Annotated in this window: 18 protein-coding genes and 1 tRNA gene; 9 read left to right on the top strand and 10 right to left on the bottom strand. The window is 63.8% G+C overall.

Going from position 1 to position 22,488, the window contains the following annotated elements:
* On the top strand, positions 1–1,236 hold the full coding sequence (locus tag ACYQ01_RS04740) for a NupC/NupG family nucleoside CNT transporter (RefSeq protein WP_459932678.1): 1,236 nt from the start codon (positions 1–3) through the stop codon (positions 1,234–1,236).
* 115 nt (positions 1,237–1,351) lie between these two features.
* On the opposite strand, the gene ACYQ01_RS04735 is transcribed toward ACYQ01_RS04740, so the two are convergent.
* Both ACYQ01_RS04735 and ACYQ01_RS04730 read right to left on the bottom strand, forming a co-directional pair.
* On the bottom strand, positions 1,352–2,551 hold the full coding sequence (locus ACYQ01_RS04735; RefSeq protein ID WP_459932677.1) for an MFS transporter: 1,200 nt from the start codon (positions 2,549–2,551) through the stop codon (positions 1,352–1,354).
* Positions 2,548–3,243, bottom strand: coding sequence for a CerR family C-terminal domain-containing protein (locus ACYQ01_RS04730; protein WP_459932676.1), 696 nt, complete (start codon positions 3,241–3,243; stop codon positions 2,548–2,550). The genes ACYQ01_RS04735 and ACYQ01_RS04730 overlap by 4 nt, the downstream gene beginning before the upstream one ends.
* A 706-nt stretch (positions 3,244–3,949) precedes the next feature.
* Between ACYQ01_RS04730 and ACYQ01_RS04725 the strand changes: the two genes are divergently transcribed.
* From ACYQ01_RS04725 to proC, 5 genes are all read left to right on the top strand, one after another.
* Positions 3,950–5,623, top strand: a complete 1,674-nt coding sequence (locus tag ACYQ01_RS04725; RefSeq protein WP_459932675.1) for a hydantoinase/oxoprolinase family protein — start codon at positions 3,950–3,952, stop codon at positions 5,621–5,623.
* Positions 5,620–6,948, top strand: a complete 1,329-nt coding sequence (locus ACYQ01_RS04720) for a histone deacetylase family protein (RefSeq protein WP_459932674.1) — start codon at positions 5,620–5,622, stop codon at positions 6,946–6,948. Before ACYQ01_RS04725 ends, ACYQ01_RS04720 begins: the two co-directional genes overlap by 4 nt.
* Before the next feature lie 153 nt (positions 6,949–7,101).
* On the top strand, positions 7,102–8,139 hold the full coding sequence (locus ACYQ01_RS04715; protein ID WP_459932673.1) for a divergent polysaccharide deacetylase family protein: 1,038 nt from the start codon (positions 7,102–7,104) through the stop codon (positions 8,137–8,139).
* A gap of 127 nt (positions 8,140–8,266) precedes the next feature.
* Positions 8,267–8,683, top strand: a complete 417-nt coding sequence (gene ndk, locus ACYQ01_RS04710; RefSeq protein ID WP_459932672.1) for a nucleoside-diphosphate kinase — start codon at positions 8,267–8,269, stop codon at positions 8,681–8,683.
* A gap of 3 nt (positions 8,684–8,686) precedes the next feature.
* Positions 8,687–9,493 carry a pyrroline-5-carboxylate reductase gene (gene proC, locus ACYQ01_RS04705; RefSeq protein WP_459932671.1) on the top strand — a complete coding sequence of 269 codons (807 nt, stop codon included), beginning with the start codon at positions 8,687–8,689 and terminating at the stop codon, positions 9,491–9,493.
* A 144-nt stretch (positions 9,494–9,637) separates the two neighbouring features.
* Here proC and ACYQ01_RS04700 read toward each other — a convergent pair whose 3' ends face one another.
* The 4 genes from ACYQ01_RS04700 to ACYQ01_RS04685 form a co-directional block, all read right to left on the bottom strand.
* Complete coding sequence (locus ACYQ01_RS04700) at positions 9,638–9,844, bottom strand: cold shock domain-containing protein (RefSeq protein WP_459932670.1); 207 nt, start codon at positions 9,842–9,844, stop codon at positions 9,638–9,640.
* 95 nt (positions 9,845–9,939) lie between these two features.
* Positions 9,940–10,872 (bottom strand): CobD/CbiB family cobalamin biosynthesis protein, encoded by a 933-nt coding sequence (locus tag ACYQ01_RS04695; RefSeq protein ID WP_459932669.1) that lies wholly within the window; start codon positions 10,870–10,872, stop codon positions 9,940–9,942.
* Between the two features lie 290 nt (positions 10,873–11,162).
* Positions 11,163–11,657, bottom strand: a complete 495-nt coding sequence (locus ACYQ01_RS04690; RefSeq protein WP_459932668.1) for a tRNA (cytidine(34)-2'-O)-methyltransferase — start codon at positions 11,655–11,657, stop codon at positions 11,163–11,165.
* A gap of 47 nt (positions 11,658–11,704) precedes the next feature.
* Positions 11,705–11,780 (bottom strand) — tRNA-Val (locus tag ACYQ01_RS04685).
* Between the two features lie 132 nt (positions 11,781–11,912).
* Here ACYQ01_RS04685 and rfbB point away from each other — a divergent pair.
* On the top strand, positions 11,913–12,935 hold the full coding sequence (rfbB, locus tag ACYQ01_RS04680; RefSeq protein WP_459932667.1) for a dTDP-glucose 4,6-dehydratase: 1,023 nt from the start codon (positions 11,913–11,915) through the stop codon (positions 12,933–12,935).
* On the top strand, positions 12,932–13,813 hold the full coding sequence (rfbD, locus tag ACYQ01_RS04675; protein ID WP_459932666.1) for a dTDP-4-dehydrorhamnose reductase: 882 nt from the start codon (positions 12,932–12,934) through the stop codon (positions 13,811–13,813). The genes rfbB and rfbD overlap by 4 nt, the downstream gene beginning before the upstream one ends.
* A 142-nt stretch (positions 13,814–13,955) precedes the next feature.
* Here rfbD and ACYQ01_RS04670 read toward each other — a convergent pair whose 3' ends face one another.
* From ACYQ01_RS04670 to ACYQ01_RS04660, 3 genes are read right to left on the bottom strand one after another with little or no spacing between them, the layout of a single operon-like run.
* On the bottom strand, positions 13,956–15,458 hold the full coding sequence (locus ACYQ01_RS04670) for an esterase-like activity of phytase family protein (protein ID WP_459932665.1): 1,503 nt from the start codon (positions 15,456–15,458) through the stop codon (positions 13,956–13,958).
* Entirely contained in the window at positions 15,455–16,873 is a 1,419-nt protein-coding gene (locus tag ACYQ01_RS04665) for a sigma-54-dependent transcriptional regulator (protein ID WP_459932664.1), read from the bottom strand. The genes ACYQ01_RS04670 and ACYQ01_RS04665 overlap by 4 nt, the downstream gene beginning before the upstream one ends.
* Positions 16,860–19,304 carry an ATP-binding protein gene (locus tag ACYQ01_RS04660; RefSeq protein ID WP_459932663.1) on the bottom strand — a complete coding sequence of 815 codons (2,445 nt, stop codon included), beginning with the start codon at positions 19,302–19,304 and terminating at the stop codon, positions 16,860–16,862. The genes ACYQ01_RS04665 and ACYQ01_RS04660 overlap by 14 nt, the downstream gene beginning before the upstream one ends.
* 564 nt (positions 19,305–19,868) lie before the next feature.
* On the opposite strand from ACYQ01_RS04660, the gene ACYQ01_RS04655 reads away from it, so the two are divergent.
* The gene (locus ACYQ01_RS04655; RefSeq protein WP_459932662.1) at positions 19,869–20,990 is read left to right on the top strand and encodes a histidine kinase; all 1,122 of its coding nucleotides are present in this window, start codon (positions 19,869–19,871) and stop codon (positions 20,988–20,990) included.
* Positions 20,991–21,278: 288 nt separating this feature from the next.
* On the opposite strand, the gene ACYQ01_RS04650 is transcribed toward ACYQ01_RS04655, so the two are convergent.
* On the bottom strand, positions 21,279–22,421 hold the full coding sequence (locus ACYQ01_RS04650) for an SGNH/GDSL hydrolase family protein (RefSeq protein ID WP_459932661.1): 1,143 nt from the start codon (positions 22,419–22,421) through the stop codon (positions 21,279–21,281).
* Positions 22,422–22,488 lie beyond the last annotated feature (67 nt).

The following is a 22,488-nucleotide window of genomic DNA, read 5'->3' as shown; positions in this document are numbered from 1 at the left end:
ATGCCCGGCGGGCTCGGCATCCTCGTTTTGTTGGCCGTGGCCTGGGTTTTCAGCCGAAACCGCCGGGTTATCGCCTGGCGCATGATTCTGGGCGGGGTGGGGCTCCAGTTCGCCATCGCCGGGCTCATGTTCAAGATTCCCGTCTTTTCGGGACTGTTCATGGCGCTCAACCGCATCGTCTCGGCCATGGAAAAGGCCACTCACGCCGGAACCGCCTTTGTCTTCGGTTACGTGGGGGGCGCCGAGTTGCCCTTTGTCGAGACCAAATCCGGGCTCTCGTTCAGCCTGGCCTTCCAGGCCCTGCCCCTGGTCATCGTCATCGGCGCGCTCGCGGCCGTGCTCTACTACTGGCGCATTCTGCCCTACGTGGTGAAAGGATTCTCCTGGGTGCTCTCCAAAACCATGGGCATCGGCGGCGCGCTCGGCGTGGTGTCGGCCGGAACCGTGTTCTTCGGCATGGTGGAGGCCCCGCTGCTCATCCGACCCTACATCGTCCGCCTCACGGCCAGCGAACTCTTCGCCATGATGGCCACGGGCATGTCGTGCATCGCCGGCACCATGCTCATGCTCTACGCCATGGTCCTCAAGCCCGTCATTCCCGACTCGGTGGGCCACATTCTCACCGCCTCGGTCATTCACGCCCCGGCCGCCCTGGCCGTGGCCGCCCTCATGCTGCCGGAAACCGAAAAACCCACCCTGGGCCGGGAGATCCCCAAATCGCCCGCCAGCGGGTCCATGGACGCCGTGGCCCGAGGCACGTGGGACGGCCTGTCCCTGTGGCTCAACATCGTGGCCATGCTCATCGTGTTCATCGCCCTGGTGAAGCTCGTGAACCTCTGCCTGGGACTGGCCCCGGCCGTGGGCGGCGCGCCGCTCACGCTGGAACGCGCCCTGGGCTGGATCATGGCCCCGGCCGCCTGGCTCATCGGTATTCCCTGGAACGAGGCACAGACCGCCGGAACGCTTCTGGGCACCAAGGTCGTGCTCAACGAGTTCATCGCCTTCATCGACCTGTCCAAGCTTCCGGCCGGGACGCTGTGCGACCGCACCCGGCTCATCCTGACCTACGCCATGTGCAGCTTCGCCAACTTCGGAAGCCTGGGCATCCTTTTGGGGGGGCTGGGCGCGTTGTGTCCCGAACGGCGCACCGAAATAGCGGACCTGGGCATGCGTTCGCTCCTGGCCGGCGTGCTGGCCTCGCTTATGACCGGCTCGGTGGTGGCGACGCTCTATTGATCGTCAAACGACGGACCCGGCCTTGCGACGTGTTGTCGGGGGGCCGGGTCTTTTGTTGTTTCCGGGAATGCGAGCCGCCTCGCGCCGTGGCCGAATCGCGCGACGGGTCGGCGTGTCACACCCGCGCGATATGTCCCTTCACATCCACCCAGCGGCTGGTCAGCAGGACGCACAATCCGATTCCCATCAGGCAACAGGCGGCGTTGGACAACAGAAGGCCGGTATAGCCGATGTCGTGCATGATCTGTGCGCCGTAGATCGGGCCGACGAAGTTGCCGACCTGAAGCGACAGCATCATGAGGTTGGAGTTTATGGTCTTGAAGCGGGGCGGCGAGATGGTGAACATCAGGCCGTAGAGCGCCGGGGAGCTGACGCCGGTTCCGATTCCCATGATCAGGGAGGAAAGATACATTCCCGGAAGGGTGTAGGAATGGGCCGCCAGAAGGAAACTGGCCGAGGCCATCAGAAAGCTCAGGGCGATAAGGCGCACCTTGCGCACCTGGTCGAAAAGCCGGTTGCCGAACAGGCGCACCGCGATCATGCAGAACATTTGGATGGTGAAGTACGAGCCCACGTTGGGAAAGCCCCGCGACTGGAACAATCCCTTGGCCATGAAGAAGAACGAGGAAAAGCACACGATGTAGAAGGCGTTCAGCAGAAGCACCAGGGCGATGGGCGGAGACAGGGCGTTGCGGTACATGTCGCTCAGGGAGATGGCGGCGGGAGCGGGCGCTTCGTCCGTATGGGCGCGTTGTCTGCGGCTCAGGACGAAAATCATGACCAGTCCGGGGAGCAGCAGCAGGGACATGCCCCAGTAGCCGACCGCGAGCGATTCGAGATGGGGGACCACCGCGTCGCACACGGCCGGCACCAGGGAGTAGGGCAGCAGCAGGGCCACAGAATAGAGGCTGAAGGCCTGTCCGCTCCGCTGGGTGGGGATGCGCGAGACCATGAGGGTCATGCAGGCGGCGGAAAGCAGATACACGGCCGCGCCGTTGGCCAAGCGCACGAGGAGCAGGGTGGGCACGTCGCGGGCGTAGAGGTAGCTTACGCCGCAGGCGAGCAGGATGAGCGCGCCCAGGGTCGCCGCGGCGATGGAGTTCTTCACGGTCAGGTAGGGACTGGCGAACAGGAAAAACGCGATGGTGGCCAGCGAGGAACTGCCGATGAGAAAACCGCGCCACGCCTTGGCGATGCCGATCTGCTCCAGGAACTGGTACAGGTTGTAGAAGACGGTGATGTTGCAGTAGGTCAACAAGATCAAAAGGCAAATGAAAACGAAGTCCACCGTGAAGAGCCGATCGTGTTGTTTCATGGCGTGCGCCTTTCCCGGGGATTGAATGCGCCGGGCAAACCACCCTGGACGAAGGCGGCGATCACGCGGCTGATGCGCTCCACGTCGTCCTTGGAGTATTCGTTCTTGTTGGCGAAGTGCAAAAAGGTGTTGCGGTTGCGCTGAAACGAGCTGGCCAGGATGAACAGGGAAAAAGCCAGAATCTTGCTGTCCTCCGGGGAAGCGACGGCGCCGGTTCGCGTGTCGATCAGGGCCTGGAGCGCCTCCAGGGTGGGACGGATGGCCCTTTCATAGAGTTTCGGGAAAAACGCCGTGGGGGTGATGAACTCGCGCTGCAAGAGCAGGCTCATCCATTGCGAACGATTGGAAAGCAGCAGCTTGGAGGCGAGCATGCCCACGATGCGCACGATGCGTTGGTCGGAGTCTTCCCCCCGCTCCCGGCCCTGCCTGTCCGCCTCGTCCATGACCGTGCGGTGGAGTCCGGCCAATTCGTCGGCCACGTGTTCGATCACCGCGCCGTAGAGGCCTTCCTTCCCCGAAAAATGAAAAGCGATGGAAGCCACGTTGGTTTCGGCCGCTCCGGCCACCTCCCGAATGCCCACGGCGGCGTAGCCCTTTTCGGCGAACAGGCGCAGGGCTTCTTCCAGCAGACGCTGGCGCGTGTGTTGGCCCTTGGTCAGGCGTTTGTCCTTTGGCGTGGCGGCTTGAGGCATGGATTTTTCCACCGTGTTTCCCGTTGGGAGAGACATGCGTCCGCCTTGAAAAAATGTCAATCGTTTGATTAAAAGCTGGCGCGGAAGGAAGGCGCCCGCCAAGACGGGCGATTCCCCCGTGCGCGGGCCGTGCGTCGCCAGGACCGCGCCCCGGACCGGGGATTTTGTGTGGCGCTTGGCGACAACGCGAAACCATTCCAGTCGGTTTCCGCTTTTTCCGTGTGCTCTTGACCATGCCGCTGGTGGAACTTCCCCTTTCCGGACAAGCCCTTTTGGGACGGGGTACGAGCAAGACCCGGTTTTGAAACATAATCGCCTTCCTCGGCTCCCTTCCGGAATCGTCTTGGCGTCACAGCGTGTTGAAAAATTCTTGCTGGCTGCGTCGCTGCGAAAATTTCAAACCCGAAACGGATGCCAACCCCGCTTTGAGCTTGATTATTTCTCGCGCCTTGCCAGCAAGGTTTTTGAACAGGCTGTACGAATCGACTTTTGGGGCGGGCAGGTCAGCCGCTCTTTCCTTTCCTCTTCCCGTCGCCCGGCCTGTCGACTCGACGGGGGGCTGGGTTCCTGCTAGTCTTTCGGAAATATATTCCTTCGGCCGGGCGCGGTGTCCGGGCCGGGGGAAGGAAGCAACCTCCGCCGGGGCGGGCATCGCCGCCTGGTGGCGGACAGCCGCAAGCCCCTGGCGGGCGCAAGGACGGTGCATATGTTGCTTGGCATCGATGTGGGAGGCACGCATACCGACGCCGTGTTGGTGGACGAGACGGGGCTCAGGGCCTGGGCCAAAGCCAGGACCCGGCACGACGACCTGCTCGTCTCCATACGCGAGGTGCTCGGGCGGGTGCTGGAAGGCGCGTCCCCGGACCAGGTGATCCGACTTAATTTGAGCACGACCCTTTCCACAAACGCCATCGTGCAGGGACTCACCGAGACGGTGGGCGTGTTCGTTTCGGGCGGACCGGGCGTGGACCCCCGCGCCCACCTGGACGGACCATACGGCTTTGTGCTGCCCGGCAGCGTGGATCACAGGGGACGCGTGGTGGCCCAACTGCCGGTGGGCGCCCTGACCGACCCCCTGGCCATCTGCACGGCGGACGGTGTGCGGGTGTATGCCGCGGTGGGGAAATTTTCCACCCGCAATCCCGAGATCGAAGGCGTGATACGCGACGCCGTTTCCACCCAGGCCGACTTCGTGAGCCTGGGACACGAATTTTCCGGCCAGTTGGGCTTTCCGCGGCGCATCCACACCGCGAGCTTGAACGCCTCGGTGTGGCGGGTGTTCAACAGATTCCTGGCCGCCGTGGAAGAATGCGCCCAGGAATTGGGCCTTCGCGCCCAGGTGAACATCCTCAAGGCCGACGGCGGCACCATGCCCCTGGACGCGGCCCGGGGATTTCCCGTGGAATCCATTCTCTCCGGGCCGGCGGCTTCGGTCATGGGGATCATCGCCCTGTGCGACATCACGGAAGACTGCGTGATTTTGGACATCGGCGGCACCACCACGGACATCGCGGTGTTTGCGGAAGGCGCTCCGCTCATCGAGCCGGACGGCGCGGTCATCGCGGACCGTCCCACTCTGGTGCGGGCGCTCACATCCACCAGCATCGGCGTGGGCGGCGACTCGGCCATCGCGGTGGAAGGCGGCGAGGTGCTGGTCGGTCCCAGACGCTACGGTCCGGCCATGGCCGAGGGCGGCGACCGGCCCACGCTGGTGGACGCCCTGAACGTGGCCGGAGTCTGCGCCAGGGGCGACACGCAAGCCTCGGAGCGCGGGCTGGTCGAGCTTGCCTCGCGGACCGGGTTCGCCCCGGCCGATCTCGCCGCCCGTGCGGCCAAAGCGGCGGTGGGGTCCATACGCCAGGCGGTGGACGATCTGGTCGCGGCCATCAATCGGCGTCCGGTGTATACCATTCACGAGCTTCTGGAAGGCAAGCGGGTGGTCCCGGCCCGGTTCTACGTCATGGGCGGCCCGGCCGAGGCCATGGCCGGGCTGTTGGCCGAGGCCTTCGGCCAGGGCAAGGTGGTGGTGCCGCCCAACTTCACGGTGGCCAACGCTCTGGGCGCGGCCCTGTCGCGTCCGACCCTGGCCGCCGAGCTCTTCGCGGACACGGCCCAGGGGCGCATGCTCGTGCCGGCCTTCGGCGTGGAGGAGACCGTGGACAACAAGTACTCGCTCGACCAGGCCAAGGAAGACGCCCGGCGCATTCTGGCCGAGTACCGCGACCGCCTGGGGCTTGACGCGGACCAGGCCCCCATCGACACGGTCCAGGCCCAGTCGTTCAACATGATCGAGGGAAGTCGCATGACCGGACGCAACATCCGGGTGAAATGCCAGATCAGGCCCGGAGTGCTGCCGGGCTACGGGAGGGTGGCCTCATGAAGGCCCTGAAAGCCGCAAACAGGTTGGGCGTGGTGTTTTTTCCGGCCTTCGACTGGGCCATCAGCCCCACCCATCCCGAACGTCAGGAGCGCCTGCTCTACACGCAGGACCAACTGCGCGAGGAAGGGATCTTCGACATCGAGGGCATTACCGAATTCAAGCCCGACGTGGCCACGCCGCTCGATGTGTACCGGTCGCATTTCGTGTTTCCAAGCGTCGAACAGGTGGTCACGGACTCCCACTTCATCAGCGCCGGCGGGGCCATCAAGTCGGCCAGGCTGCTCATGGAAAAGCGGGTCGACCGGGCCTTCGCCCTGGTGCGTCCGCCGGGACACCACGCCATGCTTACGGTGCACGGCTCGCGCGGGTTCTGCACCATCAACATCGAGTCCGTGATGGTGGAATACCTGCGTGAACATTACGGCATCCGCCGGGTGGCCATCGTGGACACCGACTGTCACCACGGCGACGGCTCGCAGGACATCTACTGGCACGACCCGGACGTGCTCTACATCTCCATGCACCAGGACGGGCGCACCCTGTATCCCGGCACCGGCTTTCCCGACGAACTGGGCGGACCGGGCGCGCGCGGGGCCACGGTGAACATCCCCCTGCCGCCCGGCACCTGCGACGAGGGCTTTCTCTACGCTCTGGACAACATCGTCCTGCCGCTCTTGGACCGGTTCAAGCCCGAACTCATCATCAACTCCGCCGGTCAGGACAACCACTACTCCGATCCCATCACCACCATGAACTTTTCGGCCCAGGGCTACGCGGAACTCACCCGCCGCCTCAAGGCCGACATCGCGGTGCTGGAGGGCGGCTACTCCATCCAGGGGGCGCTGCCCTACGTGAACCTGGGGTTGTGCCTGGCCATGGCCGGCGTGGACACCAGCCAGGTGCGCGAACCGGACTACAGGCCGGAACGCTTCGTCCAGAAGCCGCGCATCACCGAATATACGCACTCCCTGGCCGAACAACTCATGGCCTTTCTGGACAACATCCCCAGCATGCCCGACGACGGCGAGGTGGACGGCGAGTGGTTCGTGCGCGAACACCGCGTGTACTACGACACGGACGGTATCTCCGAACGGCGCAAGGACAAGGTGCGCCTCTGCCCGGACTGCGCAGGAGTGCTGGTCGTGGAGTGCCGCTCCAGCCTCAATCCCCTGAGCCTGGGGGTGCGGGTGCCGTTCGGGGCCTGTCCGCGCTGCCAGGAAGAAGGCCGCAGGCTCTACGAGGTGGCCGCGCGCAAGGGATCGCCCTACCGGTACGTCCAGATCATTGACCGGGTGAACAAGGTCTACGAGCACTGGGGGGACTAGCTGCCCGAAGCCCGGAAAAACGGACCGAGCCAACCACAACGCTTTCACGCCGGACGGTGCGCCCTTGAGGCGGGCCGTCCGGCGTTTCGCCTTTGGCGGGAGGGGCTTGGAGGGACTGTGGATTTTGCTTGCGTAATGGCGTAGAGCCCGGCCATGGCAGCCAGGAAACCCCGCAAGAGCACCAAGAGCGCCAAGAGCAAGTCCAAACGTCCGGCGAAAAACTCCAACGGCAACGTGGCGTTGGCGTTTCTGCTGGGCGTTGCGGCCGCCTTGGTCCTGCTTTTCGTGGCCCAGAAGTACTTGCCCTCGTACAAATCCCTCACCGCGCTGTTGGGAGACCAGACGTCCACGGTCGCTTCGACCAAGCAGCGGCCCGCTGTTTCGCCTGCCCCCCCGCAGCCCGCCGCCCAGCCGCAGCCCGCGCGGGCGTCCCAGGAAACGCCCCCGTCGCCGGCCGATCCTGCCGGCCAGGACGCGGGCAAGCCCCAACCCGAGCCGCCTTCCCAGGACCATGCGGGCAAGGGCAAGGTCCTGCTGGCCATCGTCATCGACGACCTGGGGGCGAACCTCTCCCAGGTCGAGGCCGTGGCGGATCTGCGCATGCCGCTCACCGGCTCGGTGCTGCCGGGCCTGACCCATACGCGCGAGACGGACGCCCAACTGGCCAAGTCCGGCCTGGAGGTGCTGCTGCACCAGCCCATGGAGGCCTGGAACGCCCCGCCCCGGGCCATGGGGCCCGGAGGCCTGCGCGTGGGTATGTCGGCCAAGGACGTGAAGCGCGTCGTGGACGGCAACCTCGCCCAGACGCCGCACGCCGTGGGCATGAACAACCACATGGGATCGCGGGCCAGCGAAGACGCGGCCCTCATGGACGCGGTAATGGCCGTGCTCAAGGCCAGGGGGCTTTTTTTCCTCGACTCCAAGACCTCGGAGGGGTCCGTGGCCGAGAAGCGGGCCGCCAAGGCCGGCGTGCCCGTTTTGGCGCGGGCCATTTTTCTCGACAACGAGCGGGGACAGCAGTCGGCCATTCTCATGCTCAAGGAGGCCGAGCGCCTGGCCCTGATGAAGGGACGCGCCGTGGCCATCGGCCATCCCCATCCCGAGACCCTGGCCGCCCTGGCCGCTTGGAACATTCGACGCGACCAACGCGTGCGCCTGGTCCCGCTCTCGCGCCTGCTCAAGGCCAACTGAGCGTCCGACGCGGCCCGCAATCGGGCGAGCGGCCGCGCGTTTTCAAGCGCCCGGAAGTGTCGCGGGAGCCGCGGGCGAGACGATCCGCTCCCCGGCCGGGCGCACATTCACCACGGGAGGACCCGCCATGCAACGCACCCTCTGCCTCGTCAAACCCGACGCCGTGAACCGCAATCTGGTGGGACGGATTCTGTCCATGATCGAGGCCGGCGGCCTGCGCATCATCGCCCTCAAACGCGTTCGCCTGACCCTGGCCCAGGCCCGGGGGTTCTATCAGGTGCACGCCGAGCGTCCCTTTTTCGACGAACTCACCCGGTACATGTGCTCCGGTCCTCTGGTGGCCGCCGTGCTGGAGGGCGAGAACGCCATAGCCGACTACCGCGCCCTCATGGGCGCCACCGACCCGGCCGAGGCCGCCGAAGGCACCATCCGCAAGCGCTTCGCCCTGAACAAAGAACAAAACGCGGCGCACGGGTCCGACGCGCCCGAGACCGCGGCCTTCGAGATCGGGTATTTCTTCAACCGCCTTGAATTGGAAGGGTGATTTATGAACGCGACAATTTCCTTTATCGGCACGGGCAATATGGGCCAAGCCCTGATGCGGTCCCTGGTGGACATGCCGGTGCCGGGCGTGACGCTTGCGGCCTACGACGTGGATCAGGCCAAACTCAACGACTTCTGCGCCGCGACCGGGGTCAAGGCCGCGGCCAGCCTCTCGGAAGCGGTCAAGACCGGGGACTACGTGGTCTTGTGCGTCAAACCGCAACAGTTGGGGGCCGTGCGTCGCGAGCTGGGCGCGGCGCTCACGCCGGCCAAGTGCCTGGTCTCCATCGTGGCCGGAGTGACCGCCCAGGCCCTGCGCGATCTGGCCGGAGGCGTTTGTCCGGTGGTGCGGGTCATGCCCAATACGCCGGCCCTGGTGAGCGCGGGGGTCATGGCCCTGTGCCTGGAGGACCCCGACCTGACCGACGAACAAAAACGGTTCGTGGAGGCCATGCTCAGCCGCGCGGGCCAGGTGCAGGAACTGCCGGAAAAGGACTTCGACGCCTTTACCGCCGTGGTGGGCAGTGGTCCGGCCTATGTGTTTTACTTCATGGAAGCCGTGGTGGAAGCCGCCGTGGCCCAGGGGCTGCAACGGGCCCAGGCCACGCAGATGGTCACGGCCCTGTTTGCGGGATCGGTGAAGTTGGCCGAACAAAGCCCGCTGCATCTGAGTCAACTGCGCGAGATGGTCACCTCGCCCGCCGGCACCACCATCGCCGCCCTCATGCATATGGATCGTCAGGCCGTGCGCGGCGCCATTGTGGACGCCGTGGGACTTTCCGCCAAGCGCAGCAAGGAATTGGGAAAGTAACGTCGTTGTAACGAAAGCGTAACAAGGCTTCAACGCGGGAGGTCATGCGACCTTGCCGCTTGCCTTGCGGGCGCAGTTTGTGCGCAAACAAAAAGAAAAGGCCCCGTCGGATCAGTCCGGCGGGGCCTGAAAGCGTTGCATGCGCTAGCAACTTCTGATGACGTTGGTCGCCTTGGGGCCGCGCTCGCCGTGAGAGATTTCAAAGGCCACTTTTTCGCCTTCGCGCAACGTGCGAAAGCCCTCTCCAGAGATGGAGGAGTAATGCACAAACACGTCATCCTCGCCGTCACGAGTGATGAAACCATAGCCTTTCTTGTCGCTGAACCACTTAACGGTGCCTTCCATCGACATGGTAGTGTTCCTCCTTGAAAAAGACATCCCGGCCCCTGATACTTTCCCAGGAGAGTTTTGGTCAACCGAACATGAGGTAGGGTTTCACGAAAAGATCACAGCGCGAAGACGACGGTGAGGCAGACAAAGCCGAACAGCAGCCCGGCGACGGTCAAGAGCAGCGTCAGGTCGCCAAGGGTGCGGGCGGTCCAGACTCCGCCGGCGGGCCCCAACAGGGGCTTTTCCACGTTCTGGCCGAAGTAGACGGCCGGTCCGCCCATGGACGCGCCCAAAAGCCAGGCGCAGGCGGCCATGGACCAGCCGGCGTTGGGGCTGGCCATGCGGGCGGCGTGGCGGGCGGTGTTGCGGGCCGCGCCCGCGATGTCGAGGCGCAGAAAGAATCCCGCGAGCAGCAGAAACACGGCGGAAAGCCGGGCGGGCACATAGGCCAGCACGTCGTCGGCCAGGGCGCCGGCGCGTCCCAGGTCGAGAAAGCGCGGGGTCTTGTAGCCCCACATGGAGTCCATGGTGCTCACGGCCTTGTACAGCCACAAGAGCGCCGGTCCGCCCAGGCAGAGGAAGAAGAACGGGGCCACGAACCCGTCACAGAAATTTTCGCTCAGGGTTTCGGCCAGGGTGCGGCGCAGGCCGGCTTGGTCCAGGGACCAGGTGTCGCGGCTGACCAGTTGGGACACGGCCCGTTTGGCCTCGTACATGTCGCCGCACTCGATGAATCGCGCCGCGCGCAGTCCCTCGCGCAGCAGTTGGCCCAGGGAAAGGCCGGCAAAGGCGAAATAGAGGGCGAAGATCCAGCCCACTTTCGGCAGGGCGCACAGCCCGGCCACGGCGAAGTAGGAGCCCAGCCCCACGAGCAGCAGGCAGGCCAGGCCCATGCGGCGTTTGCCCGCCGGAGAAAGGGTTGCGGCCTGGGATTCCAGGCGGTTCAGGATTGCCCCGATCAGGCGTACGGGGTGGGGCCAGCCGTGGGGGTCGCCCACGGCCAAATCGAGAGCCAGGGCGGCCAGAGGGATGAGAAGGGTGGTTTCCATTGCGTAGTGGGGTGGTTTGGTCGGCCGCTGGCCGGTTTTACGGGATGGACCGGCGCTCGCCGGCGCGGGGACGCGCTTTCGCCCCGCGATGCGTCGCGAGTATGAACGACATGGCGATGTTTTTCAAAAAGAAACGAAGGGACTTTTCGCGCCGTGGCCCGGCGGGCGAGCCACGTCTGTCGCGTGCGGCGGGGAGGGACGTCGCGGCCGTAAGGCCCGTGGCCCTTCCCGGGGCGTGAACACGCACGGCGAGACGGCCCAAGCGTTCCCCCGGCACGGGAAGTCGCGCGTTATCCCGGCGTTTCGTCCGCCCCGGTTTCCCCGGGCAAGCCCCCCGTGGCGCGCAAGGCTTCGTAGAGCAGAATGGATGCCGCGTTGGCCAGGTTGAGCGAGCGCACGCAGCCCCAAATGGGAATGCGCACCAAGTGGGAGCGGTCGCCAAGCATTTCGTCCGGCAGGCCCGAACTCTCGGAGCCGAAGACCAGGGCGTCGTCGGTCGAAAAGGGAAATTGATGGTAGGACCGGCCCACCACGCCCCGGTTGCCCGAGGAGGTGAAGACCAGGCGTCCGGGCTTGGCCCCTTCCAGAAAGGCCCGCCAGTCGGACCAGACCGCGAGTTTGACGTGGGGCCAGTAGTCCAGCCCGGCCCGTTTGAGGTAGCGGTCCGCCAAACTGAAGCCCAGGGGCTCGATGAGGTTGAGCGGCGTGTCGGTGGCCGCGCAGAGTCTGGCGATGGAACCGGTGTTTTGGGGAATTTCCGGGTGGTGGAGGACGATCTGGATCATGGAGGGAAAGAAAAGACCCCGCTGTCGCGGGGTCTTTGGGTATTCGGTGGTGGGCGGTCGGGGATTTGAACCCCGGACTTCCACCGTGTGAAGATGGCACTCTAACCGCTGAGTTAACCGCCCGCCGCAGGAGATAGGGAAAATAGCGACGCTTGGCAAGCTTTTTTTTTGCGATTGATTCTAAAGGCGGTTTGAGGCAAGCCAATGCGCGGGGCCAACGCCCCGAACCACGCTTTCGCCAACCAAAGGATCGCTATGCGCTTACTGGTGACTGGAGGGTGCGGCTTCATAGGCGCAAACTTCCTCTACATGATGCTGACCAAGCATCCCGACCTGGTCGTGGTCAACCTCGACAAGCTGACCTACGCCGGGAACCGCTTCAACCTGCTTCCTCTTGAACAACGACACGGCGGCTCGCGCTACCATTTCGTGCATGGCGACATCGCCAACGCCGAGCTGGTGGCCCACCTGCTGCATACGTACGAGATCGAGGCCGTGGTGAATTTCGCGGCCGAATCCCATGTGGATCGATCCATCACCGATTCCGGTCCCTTCATCCGGACCAACGTGGTGGGAACGCAGGTGCTGCTCGACACGGCCAGGCAACTCGGCGTGCCGCGTTTCGTGCACGTCTCCACGGACGAGGTGTACGGAACCCTTGGTCCCGAGGGCAAGTTCACCGAATCCACGCCGCTGGCCCCCAACAGTCCGTATTCGGCGTCCAAGGCCGCGGCGGACATGCTCTGCCGGGCCTTTTTCGAAACCTACGGCTCTCCGGTGGTGGTGACGCGCTGTTCCAACAACTACGGCCCCTACCAGTTCCCCGAAAAGCTCATCCCGCTCATGTTCCTCAAGGCCAGCCGGGGCGAATCCCTGCCCGTGTACGGCGACGGCTTGAACGTGCGCGACTGGATACACGTGACCGACCACTGCCGGGGCGTGGAGCTGGCCCTTCTCAAGGGCGAGCCCGGAAAGGTCTACAATTTCGGCGGCAACGCCGAAAAGCCCAACATCGAGGTGGTCAAGACCATTCTGGCCGCCCTGGACAAGCCCGAGAGCCTGATCAATTTCGTGCGCGACAGGCCCGGACACGACAGACGCTACGCCATGGATTACTCCCTGGCCGAGGCCGAACTGGGATTTACGCCCGAGTACACCTTCGAGCGCGGCATAGCCGAAACCATCGCCTGGTATCAGGCCAACGGCGACTGGCTCGAACAGGTGCAAAGCGGCGCGTATCTCGCCTTTATGAACGCCTGGTACGGAGAACGGCGATGAAAAAACGGGTTGCGGTGCTCGGCGGCAGGACCGGACTGTTGGGCGTGCCTCTGGTCAAGGCCCTGGAGTCCGAAGGATTCGAGGTGGCCGCCCTGGGCCGGGCCGATTTCGACGTGAGCGACCAGGAGTCCATGGCCGCCTTTCTCGACGACTTCAAGCCCAAGCACCTCTACAACACCGTGGCCTACACGGCCGTGGACCTGGCCGAGGATGAACCCGTCCAGGCCGCCAAGCTCAACAAGGCCCTGCCCGTCAATCTGGGGCGTCTCTGCGGTCCGCGCAAGATCACCCTGGTGCATTATTCCACCGACTTCGTGTTCGACGGGCAAAAAAGCATGCCCTACACCGAAGAAGACACGACCAATCCCACGGGCGTCTACGGCCAGACCAAGCTGGACGGCGAAAAGGGACTGCTCGCCCTGGGGTTGGAACGGCTGCTCATCTTGCGCACGGCCTGGCTGTTCGGACCGGGCAAGAGGAATTTCGTGGCCACCATCTTGAATCTGGCCAAGGACCGCGACGAACTGCGCGTGGTGCACGACCAGATCGGCTCGCCCACCTACACGCCGGATTTGGCCGCTTATTCCGTGGCGTTGGCCAAGACCGGATCGACGGGCATTTTCAACGTGGTGAATTCCGGCCGGGCCAGTTGGTGCGAACTGGCGGCCGAGGCGGTGTCCTGTGCCGGACTCTCCTGCCAGGTGCGGGCCATCACCACGGCGGAATATCCCACCAAGGCCAAACGTCCGGCCTATTCGGTGCTCGACACCACGAAATTCTCCACCGCCACGGGCGTGGCCCCCAGACCTTGGGTCATGGCCGTGCGCGACTACGTGTACGGCGATCTTTGCGCCCAGGGCGAGTTCAAAGCGGACTGACCCGAAAACGCGCGGCGTTTTGTCGCACTGCCAAAAGCGGAAAAATCTGTGTCCGCGAAACGCACGATGTCGTGGTTTCGCGGACATTTTTTGTGGGCGTACCGTCGCCGAAAAACGGCTGTCGATCCTCGGGGGGGGCGCGTCAGTGGTGCGCCGGCGGCGGTTTGGGCGGTTCGGCGGGTTTCGCGGGAACGCCGCCCATGGGCGGAGCGGGCATGCCGCCGTGCCAGGTGACTTTGTAGTCCGAAGGATCCTTGGGCAAGGTGAAAATCCACAAGCCGCTTTCCATGGGCTTGCCGGCCGTCACACGGAGTTTGGTCTGGGTGGATCGGCCGAATACCGACAGGCTGTTGTCAGGCTGGAGCACGTAGTCTTCCAGGTCCGTCAGCGGCTGGCCCGAGCTCGTCTTGGCCGGGTTTTCCAGGACGGTCCGCACGCCCCAGGCTCCTCGCGACAGCACGGCCAGGGTTGTGCGCCCAGGCAGCAGGGACATGGACATGGGGCGCTCGGCCGTCATGCCCGCGGCCGCCAGGTCCAGCACGAGCACCTTGCGGGCCATGCGCAGCCCCAGCGCGTCCCAGTCCTTGGAGCTGCCCACCACTTCGACGGGGCGGTCCTGATCGTCCACGGCCCGGCGGATGTTGGTGGCCCGGCTGATGTCGGCCATGAACACCCGGCTTATCCAGCCGTTTTTCCCCGGTCCCTGTTCCAGGACCAGAAAGCGGTTTTCTTCCACGAAGCACAGGTCCGAGACACGCACCAGATCCAGCGATTCGTACTCCTGTTTGTCGAGCGGGTAGGCGAAATGGCGCACCAAGTCGTTTTCGGGGTTGAACTCCACCAGGCGGGCGAACTGGGCCGAGACGCCGTTGAGACGCAAGGGACGATGCAGGCAGGCGTAGACCTTGCCGGAGTCCGAGACGCAAAGCCCCGAAACGGGCACGGTGGGACTGTCCCCGGGCAGTTCCCCCAGCACGCCGTCTCCGGGAACGTAACGTCTGAGAATGCGCCCGTCGCCAGGCGACACCTTGAAAAGCGCGGGCGCGTAGTCGTCGCTGACCCAGAGGCAGTTGCGCCGGGCGTCCTTGGCCACGCCGCCCGGAAAGACGCCGCCCGGGTCATAGCCCAAGCGCTTGAGCCCCACGTCCAGGGGCTGGAAGAGGCCCGGCCCGGAGACCCCGGGCGGCAGGGCGCGCAGGGGCTTCCCCGACTCGTCGCGCAGGGGCCAAAGGCCCACGAAGCTGGCGCTTTTGTCGGTCAGACGCAGGGCGGTCAAGGCCGGGGAGTATTGCGGCTGGATAAATATGCGGGAAGGCAGGGGCACCTGCCGTCCGCCCCGGGCAACCCAGGGACCCGGCAGGGTGGGCCCACGTCCGGTGAGCCCGTAGAGCAAGAGCGATCCGTCGGCTTCGCTCACGAAAAAGCTCAAGCCGTAGCCCATGCGCAGGGGGATTCCCTTGGGGAAATCGGCCGCCAGGGCCGGTGGGGCCGGGATGGCGTACTGGTCGGGGATGTGCAAGGCGAAACGCCTGCCCTGGGGCGGCGGGTCCTCATGGGGTTTTTCCTCGGGAGGCTGGGCCAGGGTCTGGAGCCCGGCGACCAGGACCAGGACCCAGGCGACGAGAAGAACGGCCGCTCGTTTCAACTCGAATCCCCTTTTTTGAATTCCTTGGCTTCCATCCCCAGCCGCTTGAGAATCTTTTGCAAACTCACCCGTTCGAGTCCGCTCAATCTGGCCGCTTCGGAGATGTTGCCCTTGGTGCGCCCGAGCAATTGATCCACGTAGGAGCGGGTGAAGGCGTCCAGGGCGCGGGCCTTGGCATCCTGATAGCGGCCGGGCAGGCAGGAGTCGCGGGGGCCGTGCGGGTGGACCGGCTTGCAGCCCAGGGCCACCCTGGCCGAGGCCGGATCAATGACCGGTCCCGGCGAAAAGACCACCATGCGCCGGACGAAGTTTTCAAGCTCGCGCACGTTGCCGTGCCAGGGCTGCGAGGCGATGCAGGCCAGCACCTCGGGATTGACCTCCTTGGGGCACGTGCCCATCTCCTTGCCGGCCCGGACAAGAAAGTGGGCCACCAGCAGGGGGATGTCCTCCCGGCGTTCCCGCAGGGGAGGGGTCTCGATGGTCAACACGTTCAGCCGATAGAACAGATCGTCGCGAAAGGTGCGGTCCTTGATCTTGGCCTCGAGGTTCTGGTTGGTGGAGGCCAGGATGCGGGTATCCACCGGCACGGCCTTGCTGCCGCCCAGGGGGCGCACTTCGCGCTCCTGCAACACGCGCAGGAGTTTCGTCTGCACATTTAACCCGATGTCGCCGATCTCGTCGAGCAAAAGCGTGCCCCCGCTGGCCGCCAAAAAAAGTCCCTGCCGGCTTTTGTCCGCCCCGGTGAACGCGCCCTTTTCATGGCCGAAGAGCTCCGATTCCAGGAGCTGTTCCGGGATGGCCGGGCAGTTGAGGGTCAGCATGGGTTTGGGGGCGCGTCTGCTCAGGCGGTGGATGGTGCGGGCCACCAACTCCTTGCCGGTGCCGGATTCGCCCAGGATGAGCACGGTGTAGTCCGACTGGGCCACGGCCACGATGCTCTGCTTGAGCCTGAGCATGCTGGGACTTTCCCCGATGAGCTCCTGGGCGGCCTCGGACGCGGCCACGGATTCGCGCAGGCGTTTGTTTTCGCGCAGCAGGGCCGCGCGCTCCAGGGCCTTGCCCACCACCCGAATCAGATGGGACGAGTCCACGGGCTTTGTGAGAAAGTCGTAGGCCCCGGCCTTGAGCGCGGCCACGGCCGACTCCACGTCGCCGTGGGCCGTGAGCATGACCACCGTGAGCAGGGGGTCCATGTCCAGGGCGCGTTCGAGCAGCTCCTGACCGTGCATGGAGGGCATGCGCAGGTCGGTGACCAGGAGGTCCACCGGCCGGGCGGAGATGGTTTCCAGGGCGTCCTGGCCGCCCGCGGCCACCAACACCTCGCAATCGGGGCGCCGCGAACCGATCAGGCGGGCCAGCCCCCTGGCGAAATCGGGTTGGTCGTCCACCACGAGCACGGTTTCAGAGGGACTCATGGGTCACCTCCCGCGCGAGATTGAGCCACACCGTGAACTGGGCTCCAGGACCTTCCGAAACTTCCACCGATCCTCCCATGTCGGCCACCAGGCCGTACACGACCGCAAGCCCGAGCCCCGTGCCTCGTCCCACCTCCTTGGTGGTGAAGAAAGGCTCGAAAATGCGCTGTCTGTTTTCCGCCGGAACGCCGGGACCGTTGTCGCGCACCTTGAGGTACGCCCGGTCCCCTTCCCGCGCGCAACGCACGATCACGCGTCCGCCCGGAGCGCCTGCCGCGTCCAGGGCGTTTATCACCAGATTGGCCAGCACCTGTTCCAGAGCGGCGGTGTCGGCCATGACCATCACCGGGCCGGTTTCCTCGAAGACCAGCTCGGCCTCCCGCACGGCGGCCCGTGCCTGGTAGATCTCCACCGTCTGCCGGGCCGTCCCGGCCAGGTCGCAGGGGGCCGGCTCCACCTTGCTGGGACGCACGAAACACAGCAGATCGCCCAGCACCTTCTGGGCCTGTATGGTGTGTTTGATGATGATGTCCAGGTCTTCGAGGTGCCTGTTTTCGCCAATCTGGCCCTTGAGCAGCTCGGCGTAACACAGGATCACCCCCAGGGGGTTGTTCATTTCGTGGGCCAGGCCCGCGGCCAGACGCCCTACGGCCAAGAGCTTTTCGTTCTGCTGGGATTTTTCCAGCATGCGCCGTTCGGCGGTCACTTCGCGCACGTACACGACCAGTCCGCCGCCCCGACCCAGATAGTGTCTGGGCGGATACACCGACACCATGAACCAGCGGTCTCCCGGCAGACGGGCCTCGCGCATCTGGGGCGCGCGCAGCATCTGCTGCGGCAGGGGCTTGCCCGGTTCGATGCCCAGGGCCAGACTGAGAAATCCGTTTGCGGGCTGGTCTTCCAGGTCGATGCCGGCCAGGTCGGGATCGGTGGGCAGCCCGCTCAAGGGCAGGTCGGATGCCGAGCTGTTGGCCATGACCACCCGGCCCAGATCGTCGAGCAGCATGAGGGGGTCGGTTATGCCGTCGAACACGCTCTGCAGGAGATCGTTCTGGCGCACCAGGCCGCCCAGGGCCTCCAGGTTTTCCATGACCACGCCGAGCTGACGGCCCACCGCGCCGAGCATTTCCAGGGAATGGGCGTCCGGGGGATTGTCCTTGCCCCAGCACACGGCCAAAAGGCCTCGGCGCACCTCGGCGGTCTGCACGGGCACCATGACGCATTGGTCCACGATGCGCGACTGGCCCTGGCTCACCATGGTGTGCCAGTCCGGCGGCAGGGGGGTGTAGAGGTCGCGGCGGGGCCAGGTGTGCGTGGCTCCGTTGGAGAGCGTGCAGCAGTAGGAAACCTGATGCGCCCCGAACCGTCGCCCGATGAGCTCCAGGCTGGAGTTGAGCATCTCCTGCCGGGTGTGGCTGCGGGTCAGACCGTTCAGAAGCCCCATGAAGAGGGCCACGTCCTCGTTGCGGGCTTCGGCCTCGCGGGTGAGTTCGGCCGTGCGTTCGGCCACGCGCTGCTCCAGCGTGTCGGCGTGGGATTTGAGTTCGCTTCGGGCTTGGCGCAGGCTGCCCGCGAAATCCTCAACCGAATGGACCAGCTCCTCTATTTCGTCCACGCGCCCTGTGGGACGCCCGCGCTCTTTGGCTTCCTCGGGAAAATAATGGCGCATCACCCCGAGTACCCGCTTGAGATTGTGCACCACCAGCCGATTGAAAAGCATGCTGATGAGCGCGTACAAGCCCAGACCGCCCACGGCGAAAAGCAGAATGAAGCCCCATGTGGCCTCGTGAATGCGGCTCAGACTGCCGCGCAGGGGCAGGCTTACCACCTGGGCGCCCACGAGCTGGCCCTCCTTCCAACCGAATCCGGCCCACTGGTCGCCCATGCGCTCGCGCAGGTCGGCCGAGGCCTGGTCCGGTCCGCCGTGGCAACGCAGGCACCCCGGCCTGGCCCGGAGCGGTCTGGCGGCCACGTAGGTCTCCTCGCCATGCTGGCGGGTGAAGAATTCCTCCAGTTGGGCCGTGGGGTTTTCCGCGAATCGGTTTTCCAACTGTTTTTCCTGCGGGCTGGAGCCGGAGGCGCCGGCCAAGGCTCCGAAACCGGCCCGTCGGTAGTGGAATTGCTCCTTTTCGGGCTCGCCGGGCACCATGACCGTGCGGGACATGTGCATGGACTCGCGCATGAAGCGTTCTCCGGCCAACACCTCGCACATGGCGGGTTGCAGGGCCTGGTCCATGAAGCCCTCCAGCGCGTCCACGTTGGAGAGAATGAGTCTGGCCTTGCCGCGAACGTCTTCTTCGAGCATGGCGCGCAGGTGCAGGCGGAGCAGAGATATCGAAATCAAGCCGACCAGAACCATGATCGCGGCCAGCCAGAGAAGAAACTTGGTTTGCAGGTGCCCTGGTTTGATGAAGAGCATTCGCTTGATCATTTAACTCCCTAGTATTCTTAAAGAGCTTCCGCAAGTCCCTCTGCGTGTAGCCCTTGGGGTGCATCCTTGGGGAAACAGACTGCTAACTTGAGTTTGCAATTATGCCTCTGGCGATTTCCAGTAAAAGCTTGAAATATTTACCAGAGTGTTGGGTCAATGGAATTGGCACAACCCTTGCTTGCAAGAAACGCAGGTGTGGCAAGGCGATGCCGAAACACAGCCGGCCGAGCTGGGGCATACAGCGCGATCGGTTTCTTTCAGGAAGGCAACGCTCTTGGATGTCTGCCCCGCCGGGTTAACCAGAATCCGGCGGGGCTTTGTCCTTTTCGGCACGTACTCGCTTTGTCCTTGCATTTTCCGGCGCTGGGCGTATGTCTGGTGTTCAAGAGCCATGCTCCACGGTTTTGCACGCAACCCTCTTACCCACAACGTATGAGCCTCTCTTCGCCACCCGTCGCCGATCAGGCCAACCGGTTTGAAAGCCGTCTCAATCCTCGTGTGCAACTTGCTGAAATGCTTGAAGGGGCGCCGCCAGCGGTACAGGTCGCGATTCTGAGCCTGTTGGTGTCGCTCAAGACCAGCTTTGACGTTCTGGTGCAGCGGCCGACGTTTCCCGATCCGGAAAAGACCATGACCACCTGGGAAGAGCTCCTGGTGGGTCTGACCGACATACGCCTGGACTTCGACAGGCTCAAGTCTTCGCGCCTCAACCGGCTGCGCCATTACAGTCCGTACTATATCGAGCTGGAGCACCGCTTCAACCTGCTCAAGCGCGCCCACGAGCAGAACACCTTGATGATCGAGATTTTGTACGATCTCATCGCGGCCGGACAGGAGTTCAAGACCGCCGAGGAAGTGCTGGAGCGAAGCGGCGAGGTGCTCTTGCGCGAGCTGGGCGCCGATCTGTTCGTGTGCCGTCTCAGCGACGACGAGGGCAACTGGATCAACGTGGCCACCAACTCGGCCGACGAAAAGCAGACCCCCATTTTTGTCTGGGCCATGGAAGATTCCCTGCCCAACCACCCGGTCATGCGGGCCGTACATGAGACGCGAGTTTTTCACGTGCTTTCCAACAACCTGCGCGGAATGGAGCGGGGGGGAGAGTCCGTGGACTGCATGGCCTACCAGCAGGGATTTCGCAGCCGCCTGGCGTTTCTCTTGCGCGGGCTCGAATGCAAGGCCTTCGGCGTCATCATGCTGTATTCCCACAAGGAAGGCTTTTTCGACCGCTATGAAACCCAGTTCCTGGCCGACTGCTCCAAGATCGTGTCGCTCACGGTGGGGCGTCAACTCGAACTCGGGCGGGACGCCCTGGCCAAGGCGGCGGGCGGCATGGCCCACGTGGGCAACAACGTGCTGGGCATCATGATGAACTACAACTCCCTTGTGCTCGAAGAGCTCGAATACGTGATCGAGGACATCAAGGAAGCCCTGGCCCGTCCCCTGCCAAACGTCGGCACTTCACCGGCCGAACTCGTTTCCGAGGTGACGCGCCTGCGTCAACTGCTTACCGATCTGGACATCGAACGCAAGATCGTCGCCCTGCACGGGGTGGCGGATTCCATTTTGCGCCTGAAGGCCGTCATTCAGAACCTGTTGGCTTCCGTGCGCAAGCCCGTGATCATGCCCTACATACGCGGCGAGGAAGTGCTCGACCTGGAGCCGCCCAATCCTTTGCCGCTCTAGCGCCTCGTCCTTGCGGGACACGCGCATGTTTTGCAAAAACAAACAATAAGTTCAATGGGGTGTTCGCAGGATACGCGTCGGCGTGTTCCGTGGACGTCACACGCATCGCCGACAGGACAACCACTCCCCGTCGGCTCTTAGCAGCCTGTTGGAAAATCCTTGCTGGCTGCGTTGCTGCGAAAACGCAACCCCTCAACGGATGCCAAATACGCAAGGGTTTGGCGTTTCTTGGCGTCTTGTCGGCTGCTTCGGCTTTTGGAGGCAAGCACCACTTTTGTTGACCGGCGGTCAGCGCGTTTTGGATTCCGTGGAAGCATCCAGGGGGCCGATGTCCGGGAGCCTGCCGCGCAGGATCAGGGAGGCCAGGTCACGGGCCACCACGACGTGGCCGCTTGCGGAAAAGTGCTCGTCCCAGAGGATGTAGTCGTCCTTTGTGGTTCTTGTGCCGACGCCGTAGTTATAGAGGATGGCCTTCTGAATGTAGTCCGGGTACTCCGGATGCTGGGCGATGTCGTCGCGTACCGCCTGTTCCATTCCAGGACTGGGAAACGTGATGATGAGCTGAAAGTCTTTGGCTTTCGGCTTGCTGTTGATGATTGTCCGCAGCATGGCGGACGCGAAGGATGCCAGGACCTTTTGCGTGGGATCGGGTTTCACCGCGGCGGGGGAAGCGTTTTGTTGCGCGGGCGGCGGGGTGACCGTCTTGGCCGTTGCGAACTTGTGCACGTAACTTCTTACGTTTTTCCATGCCTGCTGCAAGAGCAACCAGGTGAGCCTTCCGGGATAGTACTGTCTTCTTTCCTTGTTGATCATATAGGCCGTGTAGAATTCGACCTCTGGCGATATGACGAGCGTATTGTTCTTCAGAAATTCGAGGTTTTCTCCATGGTCGTTGGAGACCCACTGGATAATGAGGTACTTCATGTGAGAAGTGTCAATGCGTTCCAGCATTTTCATTTCTCTGGCCGTCCCATACGATGAGACGGCAGCGTTGAGCACTTTTTTCCCCGTCAGCTTGTGAAGCAGTTGCGGGTAGGCTTCATCTTGTTGAACGCCCCAGCCCATGGTCACGGAGTCCCCCAGGCAGACTATTTCCGGCGCGACCAGAGCGCTCTCTTCGTCTCTTGTCCCCAGGGAGTTGACATGGAGTTTTGTGCTGAACGTGCTGCTGAAGACATCGCTGTCAAAAGAACAATCTCCTGGTCTCAAAGTATAGAAGAGTCCGGCGTCGAACTTTCCGCAATCACTGTTTTGAACGACATTGCCTATGCTGCCATGGACATGGCCCAATATTGGAGAAAGACCGATCTTGTCCGAAAGTTTTGGATGTGTTAAAAAGAAGATGACTGTTATTTCAATAAAGGCTAAACCAGCAAGAAGCACGGCAACGTTCACCAGCAACACGAGAAAGGCGGATTTCAGTCTTTTCATTGCGGCGAGCAACCTTGGAGTACGGAACGTGAAGAAAGTAATCGCGCTGCTTGGCGCAACGGCAATA

The sequence above is a fragment of the Fundidesulfovibrio butyratiphilus genome, assembly GCF_054657235.1.
The sequence above is the reverse complement of the archived record's forward strand: the minus strand, read 5'-3'. Positions and strand labels throughout refer to the sequence as shown.